Source organism: Nonomuraea sp. NPDC002799, assembly GCF_053592075.1.
In genome coordinates this window covers 126,086-146,179 of record NZ_JBSFVA010000008.1, presented here as the reverse complement: position 1 = coordinate 146,179, position 20,094 = coordinate 126,086, and the positions used below count along the sequence as shown (strand labels likewise).

Sequence of the window (20,094 nt, the reverse complement as noted above, 5' to 3'; positions counted from 1 at the left end):
CGCCTCCTCGTTCATGCAGACCCGCCCGGAGGTGAGAAGTCATCGCGTGCGGGAGGAGTTCTCCCGGAGGGGCCGGATCCGTACGCTGGGGAGCGGAGCGAAAGGACTGCCATGAGCGTGCTCAGCAGACTGTTCGATCGGATTCTCGGGCTGCCCGAGGCCACGACGCCCGACCTCGACGTGACGCGTGACCTGCGTGTTCCCATGCCCGATGGCGTCGTGTTGCGGGCCGACCGCTACCGGCCGCGCAGCGTGGGGCCGCTGCCCGTGGTGCTGATCCGCACCCCGTACGGCAGGCATCGGTTCGACTCCAAGATCACCGCGCGTGTGCTGGCCATGCGCGGCCTGCAGGTCGTCGTGCAGGACAGCCGGGGCACGTTCGGCTCCGACGGCCAGTTCGCGGCCTTCCACCAGGAGAAGGACGACGGCCTGGCCACCGCCGCCTGGTTGCGCGGGCAGCCGTGGTGCGACGGGCGGCTGGCGATGGCGGGGGCAAGCTACCTGGGGTATACGCAGTGGGCCGTCGGGCCCTACCTCGATCCGCCGCTGGAGGCCATGTGCCTGGGGGTGACGGCCAGCGAGTTCACGACGACGTTCTATCCGGGCGGGGTGTTCGCGCTGCACAACATGCTCACCTGGACCTCGCTCATCGGGACCCAGGAGGAGGCGGCGCTCGGCGGGATGTTCGATCCGCGCCGGCAACGCCGGCTGCGGCGGGCCATGGCGCACGTGCCGATCGAGACCTCCGACGTGGCGGCGATCGGGAAGGCGGTGCCGTTCCTGCGGGAGGTGGCGGCGCATGCCGAGCCAGGCGACGGGTTCTGGGCCGGCACCGACAACAGCGCGGCGGCGGGCAAGATGGCCACTCCGACCAGCATGGTGACGGGATGGTGGGATCTGTTCCTGCCGGCGCAGTTGCGCGACTTCGCCACGCTGCGGGAGGCCGGACGGCAGAGCCGGATCGTGATCGGGCCGTGGGGGCACGATCTCGGGGCGATGCGGGCCCTCCTCTCCGACCAGGTGTCGTGGTTGTCGGCGCACCTCCTCGGCGACACCGCGGAGCTCCATCGCTCACCGGTGCGGCTCTACCTGCAGCAGGCCGACCGGTGGCTCGACTTCGACAGGTGGCCGCCTGCCCAGTCCACTGTCACGCCGCTCTACTTGCTGCCGCACCGGGGGCTCGGGTGGGGCACGCCTGGTGCGGGGGATCCCGGCACGTTCACGTACGATCCCGCGCATCCCACGCGGTCGTGCGGCGGGCCGCTCCTGGACATGAAGGAGTCGAAGCAGCGCGACAACCGGGACATCGAGTCACGATCCGACGTGCTCGTCTACACGGGCACGCCGCTCGCGCGGGATCTCGATCTGATCGGGCCCGTCTCCGCGACCGTCCACGTGCGCACTGACACCGGTCATGCCGATCTCTTCGTACGGCTGTGCGACGTCGATCCGGCCGGGGTCTCCCGCAACGTCACCGACGGCATCCTGCGCCTGCCGCCCGGAGACACCGGCGTGGTCCGGGCGGAGATCGAGCTGCATCCGACCGGGTATCGGTTCAGGCGTGGGCATCGGCTGCGGGTGCAGGTGGCGGGCGGGGCGTTTCCCAGGTTCGCGCGCAACCACGGGACCGGTGAGCCGGTGGGGCGGGCGATCCGGACCCGGCCGACTCGGTTCGAGATCTTCCATGACGCGGAGCATCCGTCGTCGGTGACGCTGCCCGTGCTGGGCGATCGGGTCCGTCAACCGGGATCGCCGTAGACGGTTGCCCGTGCGCCGCTGTGACCAAGGGCTCTGGGCTGCTTGCGGAAAGACGGCCGTCCCGCAAGCGGCCCCTTCGCTCCCGTCCGCAGACTCGCGGTGATGAGGGGGTTGTCCTGTCTCGCTACCTTTGAGGCAGTCCCAGCAGTCTGAGGGATATCCGGCCATCCGTCTCACAGATCTGCGGCATGATCGCTAGCACTCGACCGCCCTTGGAGAAATCCCTTATGACGATGCCTGAGCACATGACGACCTGGCGCGACGCTCGATACGACATGCCGGTCAGTCAGCAGTTGGAGCGCTACAACGAGCTGGCCGCCAAGGACACATCGGCTCGCGCCCGGATTGAGCTGGTGGGTCGCGGGATCTATGACCCCGCCCGGCATGGAGCTGATGACCGTCCTCCGCTTACCGTGGCCGAGCACATCGAACTGCTGGCGCTCGCGGAGTGCATCGCCCGCACCGTGCGCCATCCCACCAACGTCCACCACGCGTTGCTGGGCGGAGTCACCTGGACCGAGATCGCCCGTACTGTCGACTCCGACGAGCTCACCGTCCGGCGGGAGTACCAGCAATGGGCTGACGACCAGCACGACCTCAACCGGCACGACCCCAACCTCGGCATGACCACCGACGAGTACGTCGCCGCGACCGCCCGAGCTTCAGAGGGCGGTTAGAGAACGCCATCGCCGGCGCAGCAGGGATGACGCACTACTCGGCAGACCGTGCTCGTCCAGCTCAACCCGACTCACTGGGGTCAAGGCATGACCCGGTACGTCAGGTGGGTGACGAGGCTGGTGGCCGTGGGGGTGCCGACCAGTTCGAGCGTGATGTCTCCGACGTCGTCGAGCAGCCGCTCGCCGCGGCCGAGGAGCACGGGCGCGATGTGCAGGCGCAGCTCGTCGATGAGCCGCGCCCGCAGGTACTGGTTCACCGTCTCGGCGCCGCCGGTGATGGCGACGTTGCGGTCGCCGGCGGCCTGGCGCGCCTGGGCCATCGCCGCCTCGATCCCGTCGGTGACGAACGTGTACGTCGTGCCGCCCTTCATCCTCACCGGGTCGCGGCGATGGTGGGTGAGGACGAAGACCGGCGCGTGGTACGGCGGCTCGTCGCCCCACCAGCCGTTCCAGTCCAGATCCCAGGCACCGCGCCCGGGGCTGAACATGTTGCGGCCCATGATGAAGGCCCCGGCGTCGGTGACGCTCTCGATCACGGCGGCGTGCTGCTCGGCCTCGTCGAACATCCACCGGTGCAGGCGCTCGTTCACGCCCTCACCGAACGGCAGCTCCAGGCTCTGGTTCGGCCCGGCCACGAAGCCGTCGACGGACATCGCCATGTCACAAGTGACCTTGCTCATCTCGCTGCCTCCTGCGGTCCTGCGCCTGTCTGACGCGCTTCACGGGGAGGTCGGAGTCGTCCGGCCGTTCTCTACATGCCGGCGGGAGTCTTTTTCCGGACTTTCTCCGTCCGGGACCCAGGCGCGCGCCTCACCGCCTCATCTCGGCGGCGAGCGCCGGAAGGACGACTGCGGAGTGGGTGGAACCTTCTGGCTCCGTCTGGAGTAAGTAGGGCGGGAGGACGATACATGAGGTGGTTGTTGGCAGGCGGACTGGTGGTGTCGCTGGTGGTCAGCGGGTGCGGCACGGGTGCGCCGCCCGACGCGGGGGCGCGGGCGGACGGGAGCGGGACACCAGGCGACTCGCGCGTGACGCCGGGCCCGGTGAGTCCCAGCGCCGTGAGCACTGGTGCCGGGAGCCCCGGCGCTGCGAGCCCAAGTGTTGTGACGTCTGGGTCCGCGAGTGCGAGTCCCGGTGTGACGGGTGCTGGGTGTCACGGCAGTCCGGTGTATCTCGGCGACGCGTTTCCTGAGCTCAGGGGGACGGCTCAGGATGCGGAGTTGTGGGGGTTGCTTTTCGTGGGCAAGCCACCCCTCCCGCGCGGCAAGGAGGTCAAGATCGTGTGGCGGATGACCGGCGAAGGGCCGTTGCGGGTCACGGGCACACTCCCGGACGGCACCTCCGCCAAGCTCGTCTGGGGGCCCGAGGAACACGGCGGGTCCAACTGGGAGCGGCCCGGTCAGGAGTGGGGGACGGGGTTCGTGTTCCCCAAGCGCGGCTGCTGGAAGATCGAGCTCACTCGTACGCGTGGCTCGGGCCACGTCTGGCTGCTGGTCCGGTGACCTGCCGGGGCGACCGGACCGTGGGCGCGCCCAGGCTGCTGGTCCGGTGACCTGCTCTGAGCTATCGGGCCGAGGGTTCGCCGGTGAGGGCGGTGTCCACGAAGGTGGTGACGTCGTCCAGGACCTCGTCCTTGTTCGTCTCGTTGAAGACCTCGTGCCGAGCCCCCTGGTAGATCCGCTCCCGGAAGTCCTCGCCTTTCACGGTCTCGATCCCCGCACGGCTGCCCGCGACCGGAACGAGTTCGTCCTCCTCCCCGTGCACCCACAGCGTGGGCAGCGTCCCGAACGTCCCGCCCTTGGCGATCACCGCCAGCGTCGTCGCGAACGCCTGCACCGTGGTCCGCTTGAACGGCCCGTGCCACACGAGCGGGTCGGCGGCGTACGCCGCGCCCACGGAGAGGTCGCGGGAGAGCGTGGCCGGGTCGATGGGGATGTCGGGGATCTCGGGGAGCGCGAGCAGCGCGGGGACGACGCCCCATTCGCCGATCACCGGACCGGACAGGACGAGGGCGGCCAGGCCGTCGCCGTAGCGCTGGGCGTAGCGGGCTGCGATCATGCCGCCCATCGAGTGGCCGATCAGCACGACCGGCACGCCGGGGTGGTCGGCTCTGGCGCGGTCCTCGACGGTGTGCGCGTCGGTGACCACGTCCTCGAAGTCCTCGATGAGCACCCTGTCGCCCGCCGACTTGCCGTGCCCCATGTGGTCGAGGCCGTAGACGGCCGCGCCGTGCCGGACGAGCCGATCCGCCACGTAGTCGTAGCGGCCGATGTGCTCGCCGTATCCGTGGATCAGCAGGGCGACGTATCTTGGCTGGTCATTCGGCCAGGCGCGGAGGTTGTTCAGGCCCCTGGTGCCGGTGAAGGTGTGCTCGGTCGACTCCGCCATGCTCACTCCTCGCTGGAAATGCGGTGAGCGTACGACGTCGGCTCGCCCGCCGACAACTGCGGGCTGCGAGGTCCGAAAACCGCAGACTTTTCGTAGCTCGGCGGTGTTGTAGAAGGTATGGACATCTACACCACGATCGACAGCCCAGTGGGCGAGATCCTGCTCGTCGCCGACGGCTCGGCGCTGACGCGCGTGTCATTCGACGTGAGCGTGCGGGTGGAGGAAGCGGTGGCAGCGGGGTCGCGCGGGTTGTTCGCGGCGGCGGAGCGGCAGTTCGGCGAGTACTTCGCGGGCGAGCGCACCTCCTTCGACCTGCCCGTCGTCACCCGGGGCAGTACGTTCCAGGAGAAGGTGTGGGCGGCGGTGGCGGCGCTGCCGTACGGGACCACGACGACCTACGGAGCTCTCGCCGCCCGCATCGGCGCGCCCCGTGACCGGATCCGCGCCGTCGGCGCCGCCATCGGCGCGAACCCGCTGCTCATCGTCCGCCCCTGCCACCGCGTCATCGGCGCCGGCGGATCGCTGACCGGCTACGCGGGCGGCGTGCAGCGCAAGCACCACCTGCTCACCCTCGAAGGCGCGCTGCAGCCGCAGCTCTGGAGCGTGTCGTGAGGGCCGACTGGGCCGCGCTGGCGAAGGAGGTCAACACGTACGGGTGCGCGCTGACTCCCCAGGTCCTCACGCCCGAGGAGTGCGAGCAGATCGCGGGCCTGTACGGCGAGGCCGGGCTGTTCCGGTCCACGATCGACATGGAGCGCTACCGGTTCGGCGCCGGGCAGTACCGCTACTTCAGCCGGCCGCTCCCGCCACTGGTCGAGGGGTTGCGGGCCGCGTTCTACCCGCGCCTGCTGCCGATCGCCCGCGACTGGGCGGCCAAGCTCGGACAGCCCGCGCCGTGGCCGGACGACTTCGATGAGTGGCTCGACATGTGCCACCGGGCAGGGCAGACCAAGCCGACGCCCATCCTGTTGCGGTACGAGCGCGACGACTGGAACGCCCTGCACCGCGACCTTTATGGGGATCTGGTGTTCCCGCTTCAGGTGGTGGTCGGGCTCGACCGGCCCGGCGAGGACTACACCGGCGGCGAGTTCCTGCTGGTGGAGCAGCGGCCACGAGCTCAGTCCCGGGGGACGGTGACCCTGTTGCCGCAGGGGCACGGGTTGATCTTCACCACCCGGGACCGGCCGGTGCGCTCGTCGCGCGGCTGGTCGGCCGCGCCGGTGCGGCACGGGGTGAGCACCGTGCGGTCGGGACTGCGGCACACACTGGGGCTGGTCTTTCACGATGCCGCATGAAAGAGCCATGACGTACACGCTGCGGGCCGATGGACACTCGTATCCTCGGCGGGCATCGTGGGGCACGTTTGTACGGACTGACGGTGCCAAGAACGGCGAGTTCGATTTCTAGGACAACGACAGGAGCACTTGCCAGGTAAAAGGCAGGGGCTTCTTGCTGTCATGGCCTCGGTCGCTACGTCCGAACGTCGCCCGGAGGTCGCCGACACCTTAGGGAGACCGGCAGTAGGCCGGAGCGGTGAGTCCGTCAAGGTCCTGAACGCCGAGCAGGCCGGACCCGGCGGTGATCACTGAGCGTATGGGACTCGGTAGCCGCCCTTGTACCGTCGAGCAGGACCTGACCTCGGGCGTTGTGTGATCGATTAGGCTGGCGGGACAGCAGACAAAGGGAAGACGCCAAGCCGATGATCAAACTTTCGCTGCCCGCCACCACCGAACGGCTCACCCTGCGCCTGTTCACGCCTGACGACATCGATGACCTGTACGCCTACCAGAGCCTCCCCGAGGTGGCCCGCTACCTCTACCGGCCGCCGCTTACCCGCGAGCAGTGCGCGCAGAGTCTGACACGGCGCGCGGCCGACAAGGCGTGGGCCGAGGATGGCGATGATCTGGTGGTCGCGGTCTGTCTGACCGGCGAGGCAAGGGTGATCGGCGAAGTGGTCCTGAAGCTGGCGAACGCGCGGGCCCGCCAGGCCGAGATCGGCTGGATCTTCAACCCCACGTACGGTGGCCGGGGTTACGCGACCGAGGCAGCGTTCGCGACCGCCTCGCTGGCTTTCGCCGAGCTGGGCGCCCACCGGCTCTTCGCCCGTCTCGACGTGCTCAACAGCGGGTCGGTGCACGTGTGCGAGCGCCTCGGCATGCGCCGGGAAGCACACCTCATCGAGAACGAGCTCGACGGCGAGCGCTGGGGCAGCGAATACGTTTACGCGGCGCTTTCCCACGAGTGGAAGGCCGATCGAGCCTAGGCCGTAACGTGATTTATCAGGAAAAGCCGTGATTCCACTCCCGCCACGAGAAATCGCCCCCGGCGCGGTGCACGTCCCCGGCTGGCTGCCGCTGGACGAGCAGCGCCACCTCGTCCAGGTCTGCCGCGAGTGGGCCACCGGCCCCGTGCCGATCAGGCACACGGTGCTCCCCCGAGGCGGCGTCATGTCCGTGCGGACGGTCTGCGTAGGCTGGCACTGGCAGCCGTACAAGTACACCCGCCACGCCGGCGACGTGAACGGCCACCAGGTCGCCGCCTTCCCCGGCTGGCTCGGCGACCTGGGCCGCCGCGCCCTGGCCGCCGCATCCAGTGCCTCCGCCGGCGTGTACGGCCCCCTCAGCGAGGGCTACGAGCCCGACACCGCTCTGATCAACTTCTACGACGGCCAGGCCAAGATGGGCATGCATCAGGACAAGGACGAGAAGTCCGATGCCCCGGTGGTGTCGCTGAGCATCGGCGACACGTGCGTGTTCCGCTTCGGCAACACCGAGACGCGCGGCCGCCCGTACACCGATGTCCAGCTCGCCTCCGGCGACCTGTTCGTCTTCGGCGGCCCGTCACGCTTCGCCTACCACGGCGTGCCGAAGGTCTATCCGGGAACGGGCGACCCCGCCACCGGCCTGACCTCCGGCCGGCTGAACATCACGATGCGCGTCACGGGGCTGCGGTGATGTGGTCGAACGCGTCGTCGCCGAGCGTGCGCCGCAGGGTCCGCAGCACCTTGTCCGGATTGTCGTGCGGCCCCTGCATGTAATAGGGCCTGCCGTCCCGCCCGAAGGTGATCGCGGAGTCGCCCTCCCACTTGCCCAGCACCTCGGAGGCCGGCGCGAAGTCCTCGTGCGGCTCGAACCCGAGCCCGCGCGCGTAGTCGACGGCGCCGAACACCAGGTCCCGCGCCAGCTCGATGGGCGCCTCCTGCCAGCCCGCGTACTCGCCGAAGAAGTAGTCGCGAAAGCGCCGGAGCTGCCGGTCGTCGAGCACGTCAGGACCGATCGCGTCCTTGGCCCCCAGGCAGTAGGCGTCGACGAGGAAGCCGCTGACCGTCATCCTGTCCCAGGTGTGCCGCCGGGCGACGAGCACGCAGAGCATCCCGTCCGCGCCCGACTCGGGCGCCTCGTCGGCCCACCCGCGCGCCGGATCGACGCCGAGCCCCGCGCTCCAGCCGGTGTTGATCCAGCAGCCGGCCACCTCGGGCTCGCCGGTGCCGGCGCTCTCGGCGGCGATGGCCCGCACCAGCGGCGCCACGACCGAGGGCGGCACCTTCAGCGCGCGGGCGATCTCCTTCGGCGACCTGCCCTGCTCACGCAGCTCGCGTACACGTTCCTTCAGTTCCCCTGTGTCCACCCGCGCAGCCTAACGAAGGCGATGGTCCGCCCGGCGCAGGATCGCGACGGTGCGCGCGGCCGGCCCGGGAAACAGGGCAGTCTCCGTGTTCGGCCGCGCTTCTCTGGGGCTCAAGAGCGCACATAGGGTGACGAGCATGCGTTTTGGCGTGCTTGGACCGCTGGCCGTGTGGACGGACGCCGGCGAGACCGTCACGGTCCCCGGCCTCAAGGTCCGGGCGCTGCTCGTGGACCTGCTCGTCCACGAGGGCCATCCGGTGTCGGTGGACCGCCTGCTGGACGACCTGTGGGGCGCGGAGCCGCCGGGCAACCCGGCGGGCGCGCTGCAGGTGCGGGTCTCCCAACTGCGCAAGGCGCTGGAGGACGCCGAGTCCGGCGGCAAGAACCTCGTCGTCTCCCGCGCTCCCGGCTATCTCCTGCGGCCGGACCCCGGCGCCCTGGACGCGACCCGCTTCGCCGGCCTGCTGGCGCGGGCCGAGGCCGCCGGCGACGCCAGGACCAGGGCGGGGTTACTGGCCGACGCGCTGGCGTTGTGGCGGGGGCCGGCGTACGCGGACTTCGCCGACGAGGAGTACACCAGGTCGGCCATCGTCCGCCTGGAGGAGCAGCGGTTGTCGGCGCTGGAGCAGCAGGCGGAGGCGCGGCTGGAGCTGGGCGAGCACGGGCTGCTCGTGGGCGAGCTGGGCGACCTGGTGGCCCGGCATCCGCTCAGGGAGCGCCTGCGGGCCGTGCACATGCGCGCCCTCTACCGGGCCGGGCGCCAGAGCGAGGCCCTGGCGTCGTACGTGGAGCTGCGTGCGCGCCTGGCCGACGAGCTCGGGCTGGATCCGGGACCCGAGCTGGTCGCGCTGCACCAGGCGGTGCTCGGGCAGGACCCGGCCCTGAGCGTGCCCGCCGGCCGTCCCGTCTCGAACCTGCCCGCCTCCGTGAGCAAGCTGATCGGCCGGGACGGCGCGCTGGCCGAGGTGTGCGCGCTGGCCGGGGAGGAGCGGCTGGTCACGCTCACCGGCACCGGCGGGGTCGGGAAGACCCGGCTGGCGCTGGAGGTCGCGGCCCGCCTGGTGGGCGACCATCCGGACGGCGCCTGGCTGGTGGCGCTCGACCAGGCGTCCCGCGCACCGGCGGAGGCCGTCATGGCGGCCCTGGACATCCGGGAGGACGCCGCTTCCGCCGATCCCGCCGGGCAGCTCGCCGGCGCGCTGCGGAGCCGGCGCATGCTGCTCGTGCTGGACAACTGCGAGCACCTGGTGGAGCAGGTCGCCGAGCTGGCCGAGCTGCTCCTGCGCGCCTGTCCCGGCCTGCGGATCCTGGCGACGAGCCGGGAGCCGCTGGCGGTGCACGGCGAGGTGTTGTGGAGCGTGCCGCCGCTCGGCGTGCCCGCCGGCGCCGATCTGACGACCATGGCCGGGTCGGACGCCGTCCGGCTCTTCGTGACCAGGGCCGCCGCCTCCGCGCGCGGGTTCACGCTGGACGCGGGCAACGCGCAGGCCGTCGCGCAGCTCTGCCGGCGTCTGGACGGCATCCCGCTGGCTCTGGAGCTGGCCGCGACCCGGGTGCGGGCTCTCGGCGTGCGGGGCGTGGTGGCCCGGCTGGACGACCGCTTCCGCCTGCTGGCCTCGGGGCAGCGGGGCGCGCCGGCCCGCCAGCAGACGCTCACCGCGGTGATCGACTGGAGCTGGGACCTGCTGTCGGAGGACGAGCGGTGTGTCCTGCGCCGCCTGGCCGTGCATGCCGACGGCTGCACCCTGGAGGCCGCGGAGGACGTCACGGCCGCCGCCGATCCGGGCGGCCAGGGGCTGGACGTGCTCGATCTGCTGGCCCGGCTCGTCGACCGCTCGCTCGTGATCGTCGCCGACACCCCGCTGGGCGTCCGCTACCGGATGCTGGAGTCGGTGTCCGCGTACTGCCTGGCCAGGCTGGCGGAGGCCGGCGAGCTCGACCGGGTCCGCCGCGCGCACCTCGGTCACTACCTGGCGCTGGCGCTGGAGGCTGAGCCCGAGCTGTACGGGCACGAGCAGCGGGACCGGCTGCTGCGCCTGGACGCGGAGGCCGCGAACCTGCGGGCGGCGCTCGACACGGCGGCCGCCCAGCAGGACGCGGACAGCGCGACCCGGCTGGTGAACGCGCTGGCCTGGTACTGGTTCCTGCGCGGCCGGCTGACCGAGGGGCGGCGCTCACTGACGGCGGTCCTGTCCATCCAGGGCGAGAGCGAGGGCCCCAGGGCGCGGACGGCGGCCTGGCAGGCCGGGTTCGCGCTGATGCTCGGCGAGCAGGCCGACTGGGCGGCGGCGCTGGCAGGGCTCGGCGACCCCGGCGAGCGGGCCAGGGCCGAGCTGTTCATCGCGATGCACATCAGGGACATGCCGACCGGTCAGGAGCTGACCCGCCGGTCGCTGGCCGCGTTCCGGGCGCTCGGGGACCGGTGGGGCGTGGCCGCCGCGCTCGCCAGGCAGGCCAGGGACGCGTTCACCACGCGGGACTTCGAGGCGCTGAAGCGCGACGGCGAGGAGAGCGCCCGGCTGTTCACCGAGCTCGGCGACCGCTGGGGGGTGCTGCAGGCCACGGAGTGGCTGGGCGGCATGGCGGAGATGGCGAGCGATCCGCAGCAGGCCAACCGGCTGTTCACCGAGGGCCTGCGGATCGCCGAGGACCTGGGGCTCTGGCCCGAGGTCGCCGGCCGTACGGCCTGGCTGGGCTGGATGGCGCTGCAGAACGGCGAGTACGAGCGCGCCATGGAGTTCTGCGAACGCGCCAGGAGGCTCTCCATCGGGCAGGGCCACAAGGGCGGCGAGACCATGGCGGAGATGGGCCTCGCCTTCGCCGCGCGCCGGGCCGGCCGGCTCGACCTGGCCGAGACGCACCTGCGCCACCTGCTCGAAGGCGTCGACCGCGACCCGGACGTCGAGCCGTCCCTGCACCTGCCGTCCACGCTGATCGAGCTGGGCTATCTGACGGAGCTGCGCGGCGATCCGGACACGGCCATGGAGCTGCACCTGGAGGCGCTGGCCGCCGGCCGCAGGATCGGCGATCCGCGGACGATGGCGGGGGCTCTGGAGGGGGCCGCGTCGGCGGCCGGCGGCACCGGGCGGGCCGCCAGGCTGCTCGGCGTTGCGGCCGCCGCCAGGGAGCACAACCGCACTCCCGCCGGCGCGTCCGAGCAGGAGATGATCGACGCGGTCCACACGCGGGTGCGTGCCGTGCTCGGTGAGGAGACGTTCACGGCGGCGTACGAGCACGGCGCCACCCACAAGCTCGACGAGGCGCTGGACCTGCTGTAGTCCTCAGGCCAGGTGCTCGGCCAGGCGGTCGAAGAACTCGATCCAGCCCTGCCTGGCCTGCTCGGCGTGCTCCGGGGCGGTGTTGACGCCGAGCTGGTGGAAGCGCATCTCCGTCCGGCCGCCCAGGTCGGCGAAGTCGACCGTCACCACGGACGCGGGCCCGTCGCCCGGATGGTCGGGGTCGCCCGTGGTGAACACCAGCCGCTCGGCCGCGCGCACCTCCCGGTACGTCCCGTCGAGCGTCACCTCGAACCCCTCCTCCCCCACCAGGACGGCGCGCCAGCTCCCGCCCGGCCACGCGTCCAGGGTGATCCGGCCCACCGGGGTGGCGAGTGTGCTCGGGCCGAACCAGCGGGAGAAGTGCTCGGGCTCGGTCCAGGCGGCGTACACCTGCTCCCGGGGGGCGTCGAAGACGCGGGTGATGTCGTACTCGGCGGTCGAAAGAACGGTCTGGGCCATGGTCTCGTCCTCGGTGCTCGCGGCGGCGCTGATGGCTCCAAGGTGCCCGGCCGGGCTTACGATCCCCTTCCCGGGCCCTTAAGGCAGGGGCGTGGCCGCCATGGCGTAGCGCGGCGCGTCCGCGCGGAAGGACGACGCCGTCACCTCGAAGCCCGCCTCCTCCAGCCGGGCGCGCAGGTCATCGGGGGTGAACGGCTGGAAGTCGATCGGGTAGCGGCGGTGGGTCACCGAGCCGTCGGGCCGCTCCAGCAGCAGGACGACCTCCGCCAGGCACGGCTCGGCGAAGTCGGCGGGAATCGTCCAGACGTACACGCAGAGCGAGCGCACCCCGTCCCGTTCCCTGAACTCGCCCGCCGGCTGGATCCGCGGCCGCTCCCGATAGAGCTGCTCCCAGTTGCGCGAGTCGACGATCAGCGTGCCGCCGGGCGTCACGACGCGCCGCATCGCCGCCAGCGCGGCCACCATGGCGTCGTGCGAGCCGGTGTGCACCAGCGAGTTGCCCAGGCACGTGACCAGGTCGAACGGCTCCTTCATCGTCGTCGGCAGGTCCTGCCACAAACACGTGAGGAACTCGACGCCGGGCACGCGGCGCTGGGCCTGCTCGACCATGGCGGGGCTGCCGTCGGAGCCGGTGACCCGCAGGCCCCGGTGCGCGAGCGCCATCGCGTCCGTGCCGATGCCGCAGGCGCAGTCGAGCACGCGGGCGCCGGGCGGCAGGGCGCCGACCACGTCCTCGATGAGCGAGCCGCTGCCGCTGGAGGTGCCGCCGATCACGCCGGGCGGCACCACGGTCCGGTCGGGGAAGATCCAGTGGTAGTCGGCGGCCAGGTCGCGGTAGTAGTCCTGCACGGATCGAGCCTCGCACGCGAGCCCTGCGGGGTCCATGGCCGGTCCATGGCCGTGTGGCAGGCTGGGTCGCATGAGGATCATCCGCGCCGCCAAGGTGCTCACCGGCCGCCCCGGACAGGTGATCGAGAACGGCGAGATCCTCATCGACGGGCCCGCGATCGTCTCGGTCGGCCCACCCGGCAGCGCAGGCGAGACAGGCGAGGTCACCGAGCTGCCCGGTCACACGGTGCTGCCCGGGCTGATCGACGCGCACGTGCACCTGGGGTTCGACCCGAAGGTCGATCCGGTCACGCGGCGCAGCCCCGAGAGCGACCAGCGGCTGCTGCTGCGGATGGCGGAGAACGCCCGCAAGCTCGTGTCGGCCGGCGTCACCACCGCCCGCGACCTCGGCGGGCGCGACTTCCTCGACCTGGCCTTACGGGACGCGATCGAGGACGGCCTGGCCGTCGGCCCGCACCTGCTGGCCGCGACCAGGCCCATCACGATCACCGGCGGCCACTGCTGGTACATGGGCGGCGAGGCCGACGACGAGCCCGCCATCCGCCGCGTGGCCAGGGAGAACCTGCGGGCGGGGGCCGACTGCCTGAAGGTGATGGCCTCCGGCGGGCTGATGACGCCGGGCGCGCCGCCGAGCTGGACGTCGCAATACTCCACCGAGCAGCTCCGCGTGGTCGTCGAAGAGGCGGCGAGCCGGGGCAAGGGCGTCGCGGCCCACGCCCACGGGCACGCCGCGATCAGGAGCTGCCTCGACGCCGGTGTCACGACGATCGAGCACTGCACGTTCTTCACCCCGTCCGGCCACCGTTACGACGCCGGGCTCGCCGAGCTGGTCGCGGCCGCCGGCACGTACGTCTGCCCCACCGTGCACGGCTCCTTGGGGCGCATGCGCGAGGTGCACGGGCAGGAGATGTACGACGCCTGGATGGGCACGCTGTCCGCGATGCGGGAGGCGGGGGTGCGCATGATCGCGGGCACCGACGCCGGGTTCGCCGTCGGCGGCATCGACAACCGCACCGACGGCTACGTGGGCGGCCTGGAGATGTTCGCGGTGACCGGCTACTCCAACCCGGAGGTCATCGAGCTGGCCACCGTGCTGGCGGCCGACGCCTGCGGGGTCGGCGAGGTCACCGGCAGCCTGGAGGCGGGCAAGCGGGCCGATCTGATCGCGGTCGCGGGCGATCCGCTGCGCCGCCTGGCCGACCTGCGCGACCTCGCGCTCGTCCTGGTCTCGGGACGCTCCGTCGCGCAGACGGGCGTGGACACGGTGACCGGTTCCGCCGGTTGAGAGGAGATGTCATGCTGCCCTGGTCCGCCGAGCTCGCCGGACGTCTGGACCATCGCGTGGTCGACAGCGCCCTGCTGCGCGGCAACCCGCTGGGCGATCCGCACGAGCGGCCGCTCATGGTGTACGTCCCGCCGGGCTACGACGACGAGCCGGAACGCCGCTACCCCGCCGTGTACGTGCTGCTCGGCTACACCGGGCACGTCGCCATGTGGCTCAACAGGATGCCGTTCCGCCAGCCGTACCCGGAGCTGGCCGACGCCGTGTTCGCCGGCGGCGACGTGCCGCCCGCGATCGTCGTCTACGTGGACGCCTGGACCTCGCTCGGCGGGAGCCAGTATCTCGACTCCCCCGGCACCGGGCGCTATCACTCCTACCTGCGCGACGAGGTCGTGCCGTGGGTGGACGCGCACTACCGCACGATCGCGAGCCGCGACCACCGGGCGATCACCGGCAAGTCGAGCGGCGGCTACGGCGCCATGGTGAGCGCCATGCTGGCGCCCGACGTGTTCGGCGCGCTGGCCACGCACGCCGGCGACGCGCTGTTCGAGGTCGGCCAGCGCCGGGCCTTCCCGGCGCTGGCGCGCCGGCTGCGCGACCGGTACGACGGCTCCTACGACACGTTCCTGGCCGACTTCCGCGGGCGTCTGGCGGGGACCAAGGAGGGCGACCTCGAACTGCTGGAGATGTACGCCTACGCGGCCGCCTACTCCGCCGACGCCGACGGGACCGTGCGCGTGCCGTTCGACGACACGGGCGCCGTCGTTCCCGAGGTGTGGGAGCGCTGGCTGGCCTGCGATCCGGTGGTGATGGCCCGCGAGCCGCGCTACGCCGAGGCGCTGCGGTCGATGCGGGCCATCTGGGTGGACGCCGGCGACAAGGACGAATATTTCCTGGACTTCGGCGCCGTCGCCTTCCACCGGGCGCTGGCGGCGGCGGGGGTGCCCGATGAGCGGATCTTCTTCGAGCTCTTCGACGCCGGTCACGGGGCGATCGAATACCGCTATCCGCTCGCCCTGGCCTGGCTGGCCCGCCGCCTGTCCCCCTGAAGCATGATCATCCTTTCGTGGCGCCCGCGGTCAGGCCGCCGACCAGGTGGCGTTCGGCGATGGCGTAGAAGATGAGCGCGGGCACCATGGCGAGGATGAGGTAGGCCAGGATGCGGGCGGTGTCGGAGGCGTACTGGCCCTGGAACTGCTGGATGCCGAGCGGGAGCGTCCAGCTCGCCTCCTCGCTGAAGACGACCAGCGGCAACATGAAGTTGTTCCAGCTCCCCACGATGGCCAGCACGGAGACGGTGGCGATGGCGGGCCTGGCCATGGGCAGCAGGATGCGCCAGAAGAAGCCGAACGGGGTGCAGCCGTCGATCGTGGCCGCCTCCTCGACCTCGCCGGGGATGCTCCTGAAGAAGCCGCGCAGAATGATGATCGTCAGCGGCAGGCCGAAGGCGGCCTGCGTCAGGATGACGCCGAGCGGGTTGTCCAGCAGGCCGAACGTGCGCAGCAACACGAAGATCGGCAGGATGGCCACCGCGAACGGGAACATCAGCCCGGCCGTGAACAGCGTGAACAGCACCTCCCTGCCCCGGAAGGCGAACCTGGCGAAGACGAACCCGGCCAGCGCCGCCAGCGCGACCGTCAGCACGGTGGTCACGACGGCGATGAACGTGCTGTTCCACATCTGCAGCCAGAACGAGCCCGAGCCGAGCACCTCGGTGTAGTTCTCGGGCACCCAGGGGGCGGGCAGGCCGAACGGGTTCTCGGACAGCTGGCTGTTGCTCTTGAACCCGCCGAGCAGCGCGTACACCACCGGGATCAGGATGAACGCGCCGACGACCCAGGCGATGACGTGCAGCGGCAGGGTGTTGCGCCGCGCCGCGGGCTTCTTGCCGTGGATCATCGGCGTGCTCCCATCGAGGTGGTCGCGCCCTCAAGGTCGCGGCGCATCACGAGACGCTGGTAGAAGAGGGCGAAGACGAGGCTGAGCCCGAACATCACGACGCTGATCGCGCTGGCGTAGCCGACCTGGGAGCGCTTGAAGCCCCAGTCCATCATCGTGACGGCCATCGTCTCCGAGGAGTGCGAGGGGCCGCCCTGGGTGAGGATCCAGACCAGGTCGAAGAGCTGGATGGTGTAGATCACGGACAGGAAGACGCTGATCCGAATCGTGGGGCCGAGCAGCGGCAGCGTGACGTACCTGAACGACTTCCAGGCCGTGGCGCCGTCGATCTGGGCGGCCTCGATGAGCTCGTTCGGGATGTTCTGCCGCCCGGCCAGATAGATCATCATGTGGAAGCCGAAGTACTTCCAGGTCATCACCAGGAAGAGCGACGGCATCACGGTGTCGGGGTCGGCCAGCCAGTCCGAGGTGAACCCGAAGACCGACAGGAGCTGGTTCGCCATGCCCGACTCGGGCGACAGGATCAGCGAGAACAGCACGCCGGTGATCACTTCGGACAACACGTACGGCGCGAAGAACACCAGCCGGTACAGCGCCCGCCCGCGAATCCGCTGGTTCAGCAGCATCGCGATGGCCAGCGAGAACGGTAGCTGGACCACGATCGAGAACAGCACGAGCAGCAGCAGGTGCCACAGGTCCTGCGCGAAGATCTCCTGGCCGAACAGGCGGGTGAAGTTGTCGAACCCGATGAAGTTGCTCGGCAGGCCGCCGAACCCGTTCCACCTGAAGACGCTGGAGTAGAGCGCCACCAGGATCGGCGCCACGACCAGCAGCACGAACAGGACCAGCGCGGGCAGCAGGAACAGGGCGATGGTCACCCAGCGGCTGCGCCGCCTGGTGGCAGGGGCAGGGGCCCGAAGCTCGACCGCTTCGGGCCCTTTGGTGAGTGTCGTCATCCTTCGCTCTTGGCCACTTCGGTGATGTCGGCGCCGACCTCTTCCGGCGTCTTCGTGCCGCCGATCAGCTCGGCCACGCTGTCGTTGACCTGCTGGCCGACCGCGGGCGGGTAGGCCTGGTCGAGGTAGAGCTGGTAGCCGCCGGCCGCGGCGAGCATGGTCGCGACCTGCTTGAGGTTGGCGTCCTTCACCGCGCTCTCCTCGCCCTTGAGCACCGGCAGCACGCCGCCGGACTCCACGGCCTTGGAGTGGTTGCCCATCTCGGTCATGAACTTCACGAACTGCAACGCCTCCGGCGGCGCGTCCGCGCCCACCGCCAGGCCCCCGCCGCCGCCGAACGCGTCCGTCGCCGAGCCCTTGCCGCCGTCGACCGCCGGGAACGGGAAGAAGCCGAGGTCGTCGCCGAGGCCCTTGCCCGAGTCCTTCTGCACGCTCGGCGCCCACTGGCCCATCAGCTCCATGGCCGCCTTGCCGTTGCTGACCGTGGCGGACTGGCCGTCAGGAGTGGAGTAGGCCGCCCCCAGGAAGCCCTTCTGGAACGGCTGGAGGTCGGCCAGCGCCTTGACCTGCTGGCCCGCGGCCACGAAGTCGGGCTTGGTGAAGTCGTGGTCCACGCCTGCCTGCTGGAGCGCGGGCAGACCGGCGATGCGCATGGCGAGGTAGGCCCAGTAGTAGTGGCCCGGCCACTTCTCCTTGCCCGCCAGGGCGATCGGGGTGACGCCCGCGGCCTTGAGCTTCTTGACGTCCTCCAGATAGGCCGCCCAGGTGGCCGGCGGCTCGGTGATGCCCGCCTTCTCGAAGAGTTTCTTGTTGTACCAGAACCCGACCATGCCGATGTCGGTCGGCAGGCCGTAGATCTTGCCGTCGAAGGTGTAGGCGCTCAACGCCGCCGGGGTGAACGTCGGCAGCACCGAGGCCGCGTCGGCGGAGATGTCCTTCACCAGGCCCGCGTCGATCTGCTGCTTGAGCACGCCGCCGCCCCACGAGGCGAAGATGTCGGGAGCCTTGCCGGACTGCGTGATCGTGGTCAGCTTGGCCTTGTAGGCGTCGTTCTCCAGGACCGTCGCCTTGATCGTGACGTTGGGATTCTTGGCCTCGAACTCCTTGGCTCGCTGTGCCCAGAGCGACTTCAGCGGCTCGGCCGTCGACAGGTGCCACCATTCGAGCGTCACCTTGGCGGGTGCGCCGCCGCTCTGGCTCTGCTGGGGTGTGGTTCCCCCACCGCCACCACCGCACCCGGCTATCAGCACGGCGGTCGCGATCAACACGAGACTGCGTTTCATAGGGGTCCCTTCCTAGCTCGCTCGAAACTTTCGTGAACCCCCCGATAATTTCGCTGCCTGGATCGTAGGTAAACGGCGTCGTAAGCGTCAACACCCGCTGTGGGAGCGATCCCAAACCGAAACTTTCGGCTACACTCCCGACTTGTGTCAGCGAAGAGACGGGTGACGATCGCACTGATCGCGGAGGAGGCCGGAGTCTCCATCCCGACGGTGTCCAAGGTCATCAACGGACGACCGGAGGTCGCGCCGGCGACCCGTCATAGGGTCGAGCGGCTCCTGCAGGAGCACGGCTACCAGCGGCGGATCAGCCAGGACGACACCCCTGCGGGACTGGTCGACCTGGTCTTCGCCGAGATCGAGTCGCCCTGGGCCATGGAGATCGTGCGGGGCGCGGAGATCGCGGCCCACGAGGGCGGGGCCAGCGTGGTCATCTCCGTCCTCCACACGCACGCGGGCCCTAGCCGCGACTGGCTCGAACGCCTGGCCGCCCGCAGGACCGACGGCGTCGTCATCGTCGCCTCCCGTCTGTCTACCGGCATCCAGGCCCAGCTCAGCGCCCGCTCGTTGCCGTTCGCGGTGGTGGACCCCGAGGGCGAGCCCGCGCCGGGGGTCGTCTCGGTCGGCGCCACCAACTGGAACGGCGGCCTCGCCGCCACCCGCCACCTCCTGGAGCTGGGGCACCGGCGGATCGGCATGATCAGCGGCCCGGCCGACATGTTGTGCAGCCAGGCCAGGATCGACGGCTACCGCGCGGCGCTGGAGACGGCCGGGCTGCCGATCGCGCCCGAGCTGATCCGGCGCGGCACGTTCCTGGTGGACTCCGGCCACGACGAGGGCCACGAGCTGCTGTCCCTCGCCGACCCGCCCACGGCCATCTTCGCCGGCAGCGACCTGCAGGCGTTCGGTGTCTTCGAGGCGGCCAGGCAGCGCGGGCTCCGGGTGCCCGCGGACCTCAGCGTGGTGGGCTTCGACGACCTGCCGCTGGCCAAGTCGGCCTGGCCGCCGCTGACCACCGTCCGGCAGCCGCTGCAGGAGATGGCCGCTCTGGCCACCCGTACGGTGCTGGCCATGGGGCGGGGCGAGGTGCCGGAGACCAAGCGGGTGGAGCTGGCCACGGAGCTCATCGTCCGGGAGAGCACCGCACGCCACGACTAGGCAGGTGGCCGGCTCTGCTGGGGCCGGAGTCGTTCGGCCAGTTCCTCCAGCGCGGCCACGGTCTCCCGCACACGTTCAGGGTCCTCCGTGCCGAGCGCGGCGGCCAGCGCGGCGTCGATGGGCGTGTCACGGACCCGGGTGACCCGGTCCGACACCTCTGGAGCCTCACGGATGATCGTCCGCCGCCGGTCCGCCGGATCGGTCTCGGTGACCACCGCGCCGGCCGCGCGCAGCCGCGCGATCGAGGCGGACACGGCGCTCTGCGGCAATCCCGTCCGCACGGCGATCTCGCCCACCGTGGTCCCCGGATGCCCGCGCAGGTCGCTCACCACGATCAGCACCGTGCGTAGACTCGTGGACTGCTCGCCGATGCCCTCGGTCGGCATGGCCTCCTCGCCGATTTTCATCAGCGCCCGGCCCAACAGGAACAACTCCACCCCATTCACTCTCAGCAACTTACCGGCGTGGCTGGGTAAGGTCGTAC

20 protein-coding genes are annotated in these 20,094 nt (G+C 70.9%); 11 read left to right on the top strand and 9 right to left on the bottom strand.

The window, feature by feature from the left end; genetic code table 11:
• Positions 1-111: 111 nt before the first annotated feature.
• A complete protein-coding gene (locus tag ACWD0F_RS17705; RefSeq protein ID WP_449876583.1) occupies positions 112-1,758 on the top strand; it encodes a CocE/NonD family hydrolase in 1,647 nt (548 codons plus the stop codon).
• Between the two features lie 233 nt (positions 1,759-1,991).
• Positions 1,992-2,435 (top strand): hypothetical protein, encoded by a 444-nt coding sequence (locus ACWD0F_RS17700; RefSeq protein ID WP_449876581.1) that lies wholly within the window; start codon positions 1,992-1,994, stop codon positions 2,433-2,435.
• 80 nt (positions 2,436-2,515) lie between these two features.
• Here the strand turns inward: ACWD0F_RS17700 and ACWD0F_RS17695 are convergent, their stop codons facing one another.
• Positions 2,516-3,115 carry a dihydrofolate reductase family protein gene (locus tag ACWD0F_RS17695; RefSeq protein ID WP_449876579.1) on the bottom strand — a complete coding sequence of 200 codons (600 nt, stop codon included), beginning with the start codon at positions 3,113-3,115 and terminating at the stop codon, positions 2,516-2,518.
• Positions 3,116-3,673: 558 nt separating this feature from the next.
• On the opposite strand from ACWD0F_RS17695, the gene ACWD0F_RS17690 reads away from it, so the two are divergent.
• Positions 3,674-3,937, top strand: a complete 264-nt coding sequence (locus tag ACWD0F_RS17690) for a hypothetical protein (RefSeq protein WP_449876577.1) — start codon at positions 3,674-3,676, stop codon at positions 3,935-3,937.
• Between the two features lie 61 nt (positions 3,938-3,998).
• Here the strand turns inward: ACWD0F_RS17690 and ACWD0F_RS17685 are convergent, their stop codons facing one another.
• Positions 3,999-4,823, bottom strand: a complete 825-nt coding sequence (locus tag ACWD0F_RS17685) for an alpha/beta hydrolase (RefSeq protein ID WP_449876575.1) — start codon at positions 4,821-4,823, stop codon at positions 3,999-4,001.
• A 117-nt stretch (positions 4,824-4,940) separates the two neighbouring features.
• Between ACWD0F_RS17685 and ACWD0F_RS17680 the strand changes: the two genes are divergently transcribed.
• From ACWD0F_RS17680 to ACWD0F_RS17665, 4 genes are all read left to right on the top strand, one after another.
• On the top strand, positions 4,941-5,435 hold the full coding sequence (locus tag ACWD0F_RS17680) for a methylated-DNA--[protein]-cysteine S-methyltransferase (protein WP_449876574.1): 495 nt from the start codon (positions 4,941-4,943) through the stop codon (positions 5,433-5,435).
• Positions 5,432-6,118, top strand: a complete 687-nt coding sequence (locus ACWD0F_RS17675; RefSeq protein ID WP_449876572.1) for a 2OG-Fe(II) oxygenase — start codon at positions 5,432-5,434, stop codon at positions 6,116-6,118. The genes ACWD0F_RS17680 and ACWD0F_RS17675 overlap by 4 nt, the downstream gene beginning before the upstream one ends.
• A 404-nt stretch (positions 6,119-6,522) precedes the next feature.
• A complete protein-coding gene (locus ACWD0F_RS17670) occupies positions 6,523-7,086 on the top strand; it encodes a GNAT family N-acetyltransferase (protein ID WP_449876570.1) in 564 nt (187 codons plus the stop codon).
• A gap of 28 nt (positions 7,087-7,114) precedes the next feature.
• A complete protein-coding gene (locus ACWD0F_RS17665; protein ID WP_449876568.1) occupies positions 7,115-7,777 on the top strand; it encodes an alpha-ketoglutarate-dependent dioxygenase AlkB family protein in 663 nt (220 codons plus the stop codon).
• Here the strand turns inward: ACWD0F_RS17665 and ACWD0F_RS17660 are convergent.
• Positions 7,761-8,450: a helix-turn-helix domain-containing protein gene (locus ACWD0F_RS17660; protein ID WP_449876567.1), complete on the bottom strand. Its 690-nt coding sequence runs from the start codon at positions 8,448-8,450 to the stop codon at positions 7,761-7,763. The genes ACWD0F_RS17665 and ACWD0F_RS17660 overlap by 17 nt on opposite strands.
• A 136-nt stretch (positions 8,451-8,586) precedes the next feature.
• On the opposite strand from ACWD0F_RS17660, the gene ACWD0F_RS17655 reads away from it, so the two are divergent.
• Complete coding sequence (locus tag ACWD0F_RS17655; RefSeq protein ID WP_449876565.1) at positions 8,587-11,727, top strand: BTAD domain-containing putative transcriptional regulator; 3,141 nt, start codon at positions 8,587-8,589, stop codon at positions 11,725-11,727.
• 3 nt (positions 11,728-11,730) lie between these two features.
• Here ACWD0F_RS17655 and ACWD0F_RS17650 read toward each other — a convergent pair whose 3' ends face one another.
• Together ACWD0F_RS17650 and ACWD0F_RS17645 are read right to left on the bottom strand one after the other, a co-directional pair.
• Positions 11,731-12,186 (bottom strand): SRPBCC family protein, encoded by a 456-nt coding sequence (locus ACWD0F_RS17650; RefSeq protein ID WP_449876563.1) that lies wholly within the window; start codon positions 12,184-12,186, stop codon positions 11,731-11,733.
• Positions 12,187-12,264: 78 nt separating this feature from the next.
• The gene (locus ACWD0F_RS17645) at positions 12,265-13,071 is read right to left on the bottom strand and encodes a methyltransferase domain-containing protein (protein ID WP_449876561.1); all 807 of its coding nucleotides are present in this window, start codon (positions 13,069-13,071) and stop codon (positions 12,265-12,267) included.
• Between the two features lie 34 nt (positions 13,072-13,105).
• On the opposite strand from ACWD0F_RS17645, the gene ACWD0F_RS17640 reads away from it, so the two are divergent.
• Together ACWD0F_RS17640 and ACWD0F_RS17635 are read left to right on the top strand one after the other, a co-directional pair.
• Positions 13,106-14,320: an amidohydrolase family protein gene (locus ACWD0F_RS17640; protein WP_449876559.1), complete on the top strand. Its 1,215-nt coding sequence runs from the start codon at positions 13,106-13,108 to the stop codon at positions 14,318-14,320.
• Positions 14,321-14,331: 11 nt separating this feature from the next.
• On the top strand, positions 14,332-15,366 hold the full coding sequence (locus ACWD0F_RS17635; RefSeq protein ID WP_449876557.1) for an alpha/beta hydrolase: 1,035 nt from the start codon (positions 14,332-14,334) through the stop codon (positions 15,364-15,366).
• A 7-nt stretch (positions 15,367-15,373) separates the two neighbouring features.
• Here the strand turns inward: ACWD0F_RS17635 and ACWD0F_RS17630 are convergent, their stop codons facing one another.
• Genes ACWD0F_RS17630 through ACWD0F_RS17620 form a run of 3 tightly spaced genes read right to left on the bottom strand, consistent with a single transcriptional unit; the run spans position 15,374 to position 18,455 of the window.
• A complete protein-coding gene (locus ACWD0F_RS17630; RefSeq protein ID WP_449876556.1) occupies positions 15,374-16,216 on the bottom strand; it encodes a carbohydrate ABC transporter permease in 843 nt (280 codons plus the stop codon).
• Positions 16,213-17,172, bottom strand: a complete 960-nt coding sequence (locus ACWD0F_RS17625; protein ID WP_449876554.1) for a carbohydrate ABC transporter permease — start codon at positions 17,170-17,172, stop codon at positions 16,213-16,215. The genes ACWD0F_RS17630 and ACWD0F_RS17625 overlap by 4 nt, the downstream gene beginning before the upstream one ends.
• Positions 17,169-18,455: an extracellular solute-binding protein gene (locus ACWD0F_RS17620; RefSeq protein WP_449876553.1), complete on the bottom strand. Its 1,287-nt coding sequence runs from the start codon at positions 18,453-18,455 to the stop codon at positions 17,169-17,171. The genes ACWD0F_RS17625 and ACWD0F_RS17620 overlap by 4 nt, the downstream gene beginning before the upstream one ends.
• Before the next feature lie 144 nt (positions 18,456-18,599).
• Between ACWD0F_RS17620 and ACWD0F_RS17615 the strand changes: the two genes are divergently transcribed.
• On the top strand, positions 18,600-19,610 hold the full coding sequence (locus ACWD0F_RS17615) for a LacI family DNA-binding transcriptional regulator (RefSeq protein WP_449876552.1): 1,011 nt from the start codon (positions 18,600-18,602) through the stop codon (positions 19,608-19,610).
• On the opposite strand, the gene ACWD0F_RS17610 is transcribed toward ACWD0F_RS17615, so the two are convergent.
• Entirely contained in the window at positions 19,607-20,047 is a 441-nt protein-coding gene (locus ACWD0F_RS17610; RefSeq protein ID WP_449876550.1) for a MarR family winged helix-turn-helix transcriptional regulator, read from the bottom strand. The two genes, ACWD0F_RS17615 and ACWD0F_RS17610, sit on opposite strands and share 4 nt — an antisense overlap.
• Positions 20,048-20,094 lie beyond the last annotated feature (47 nt).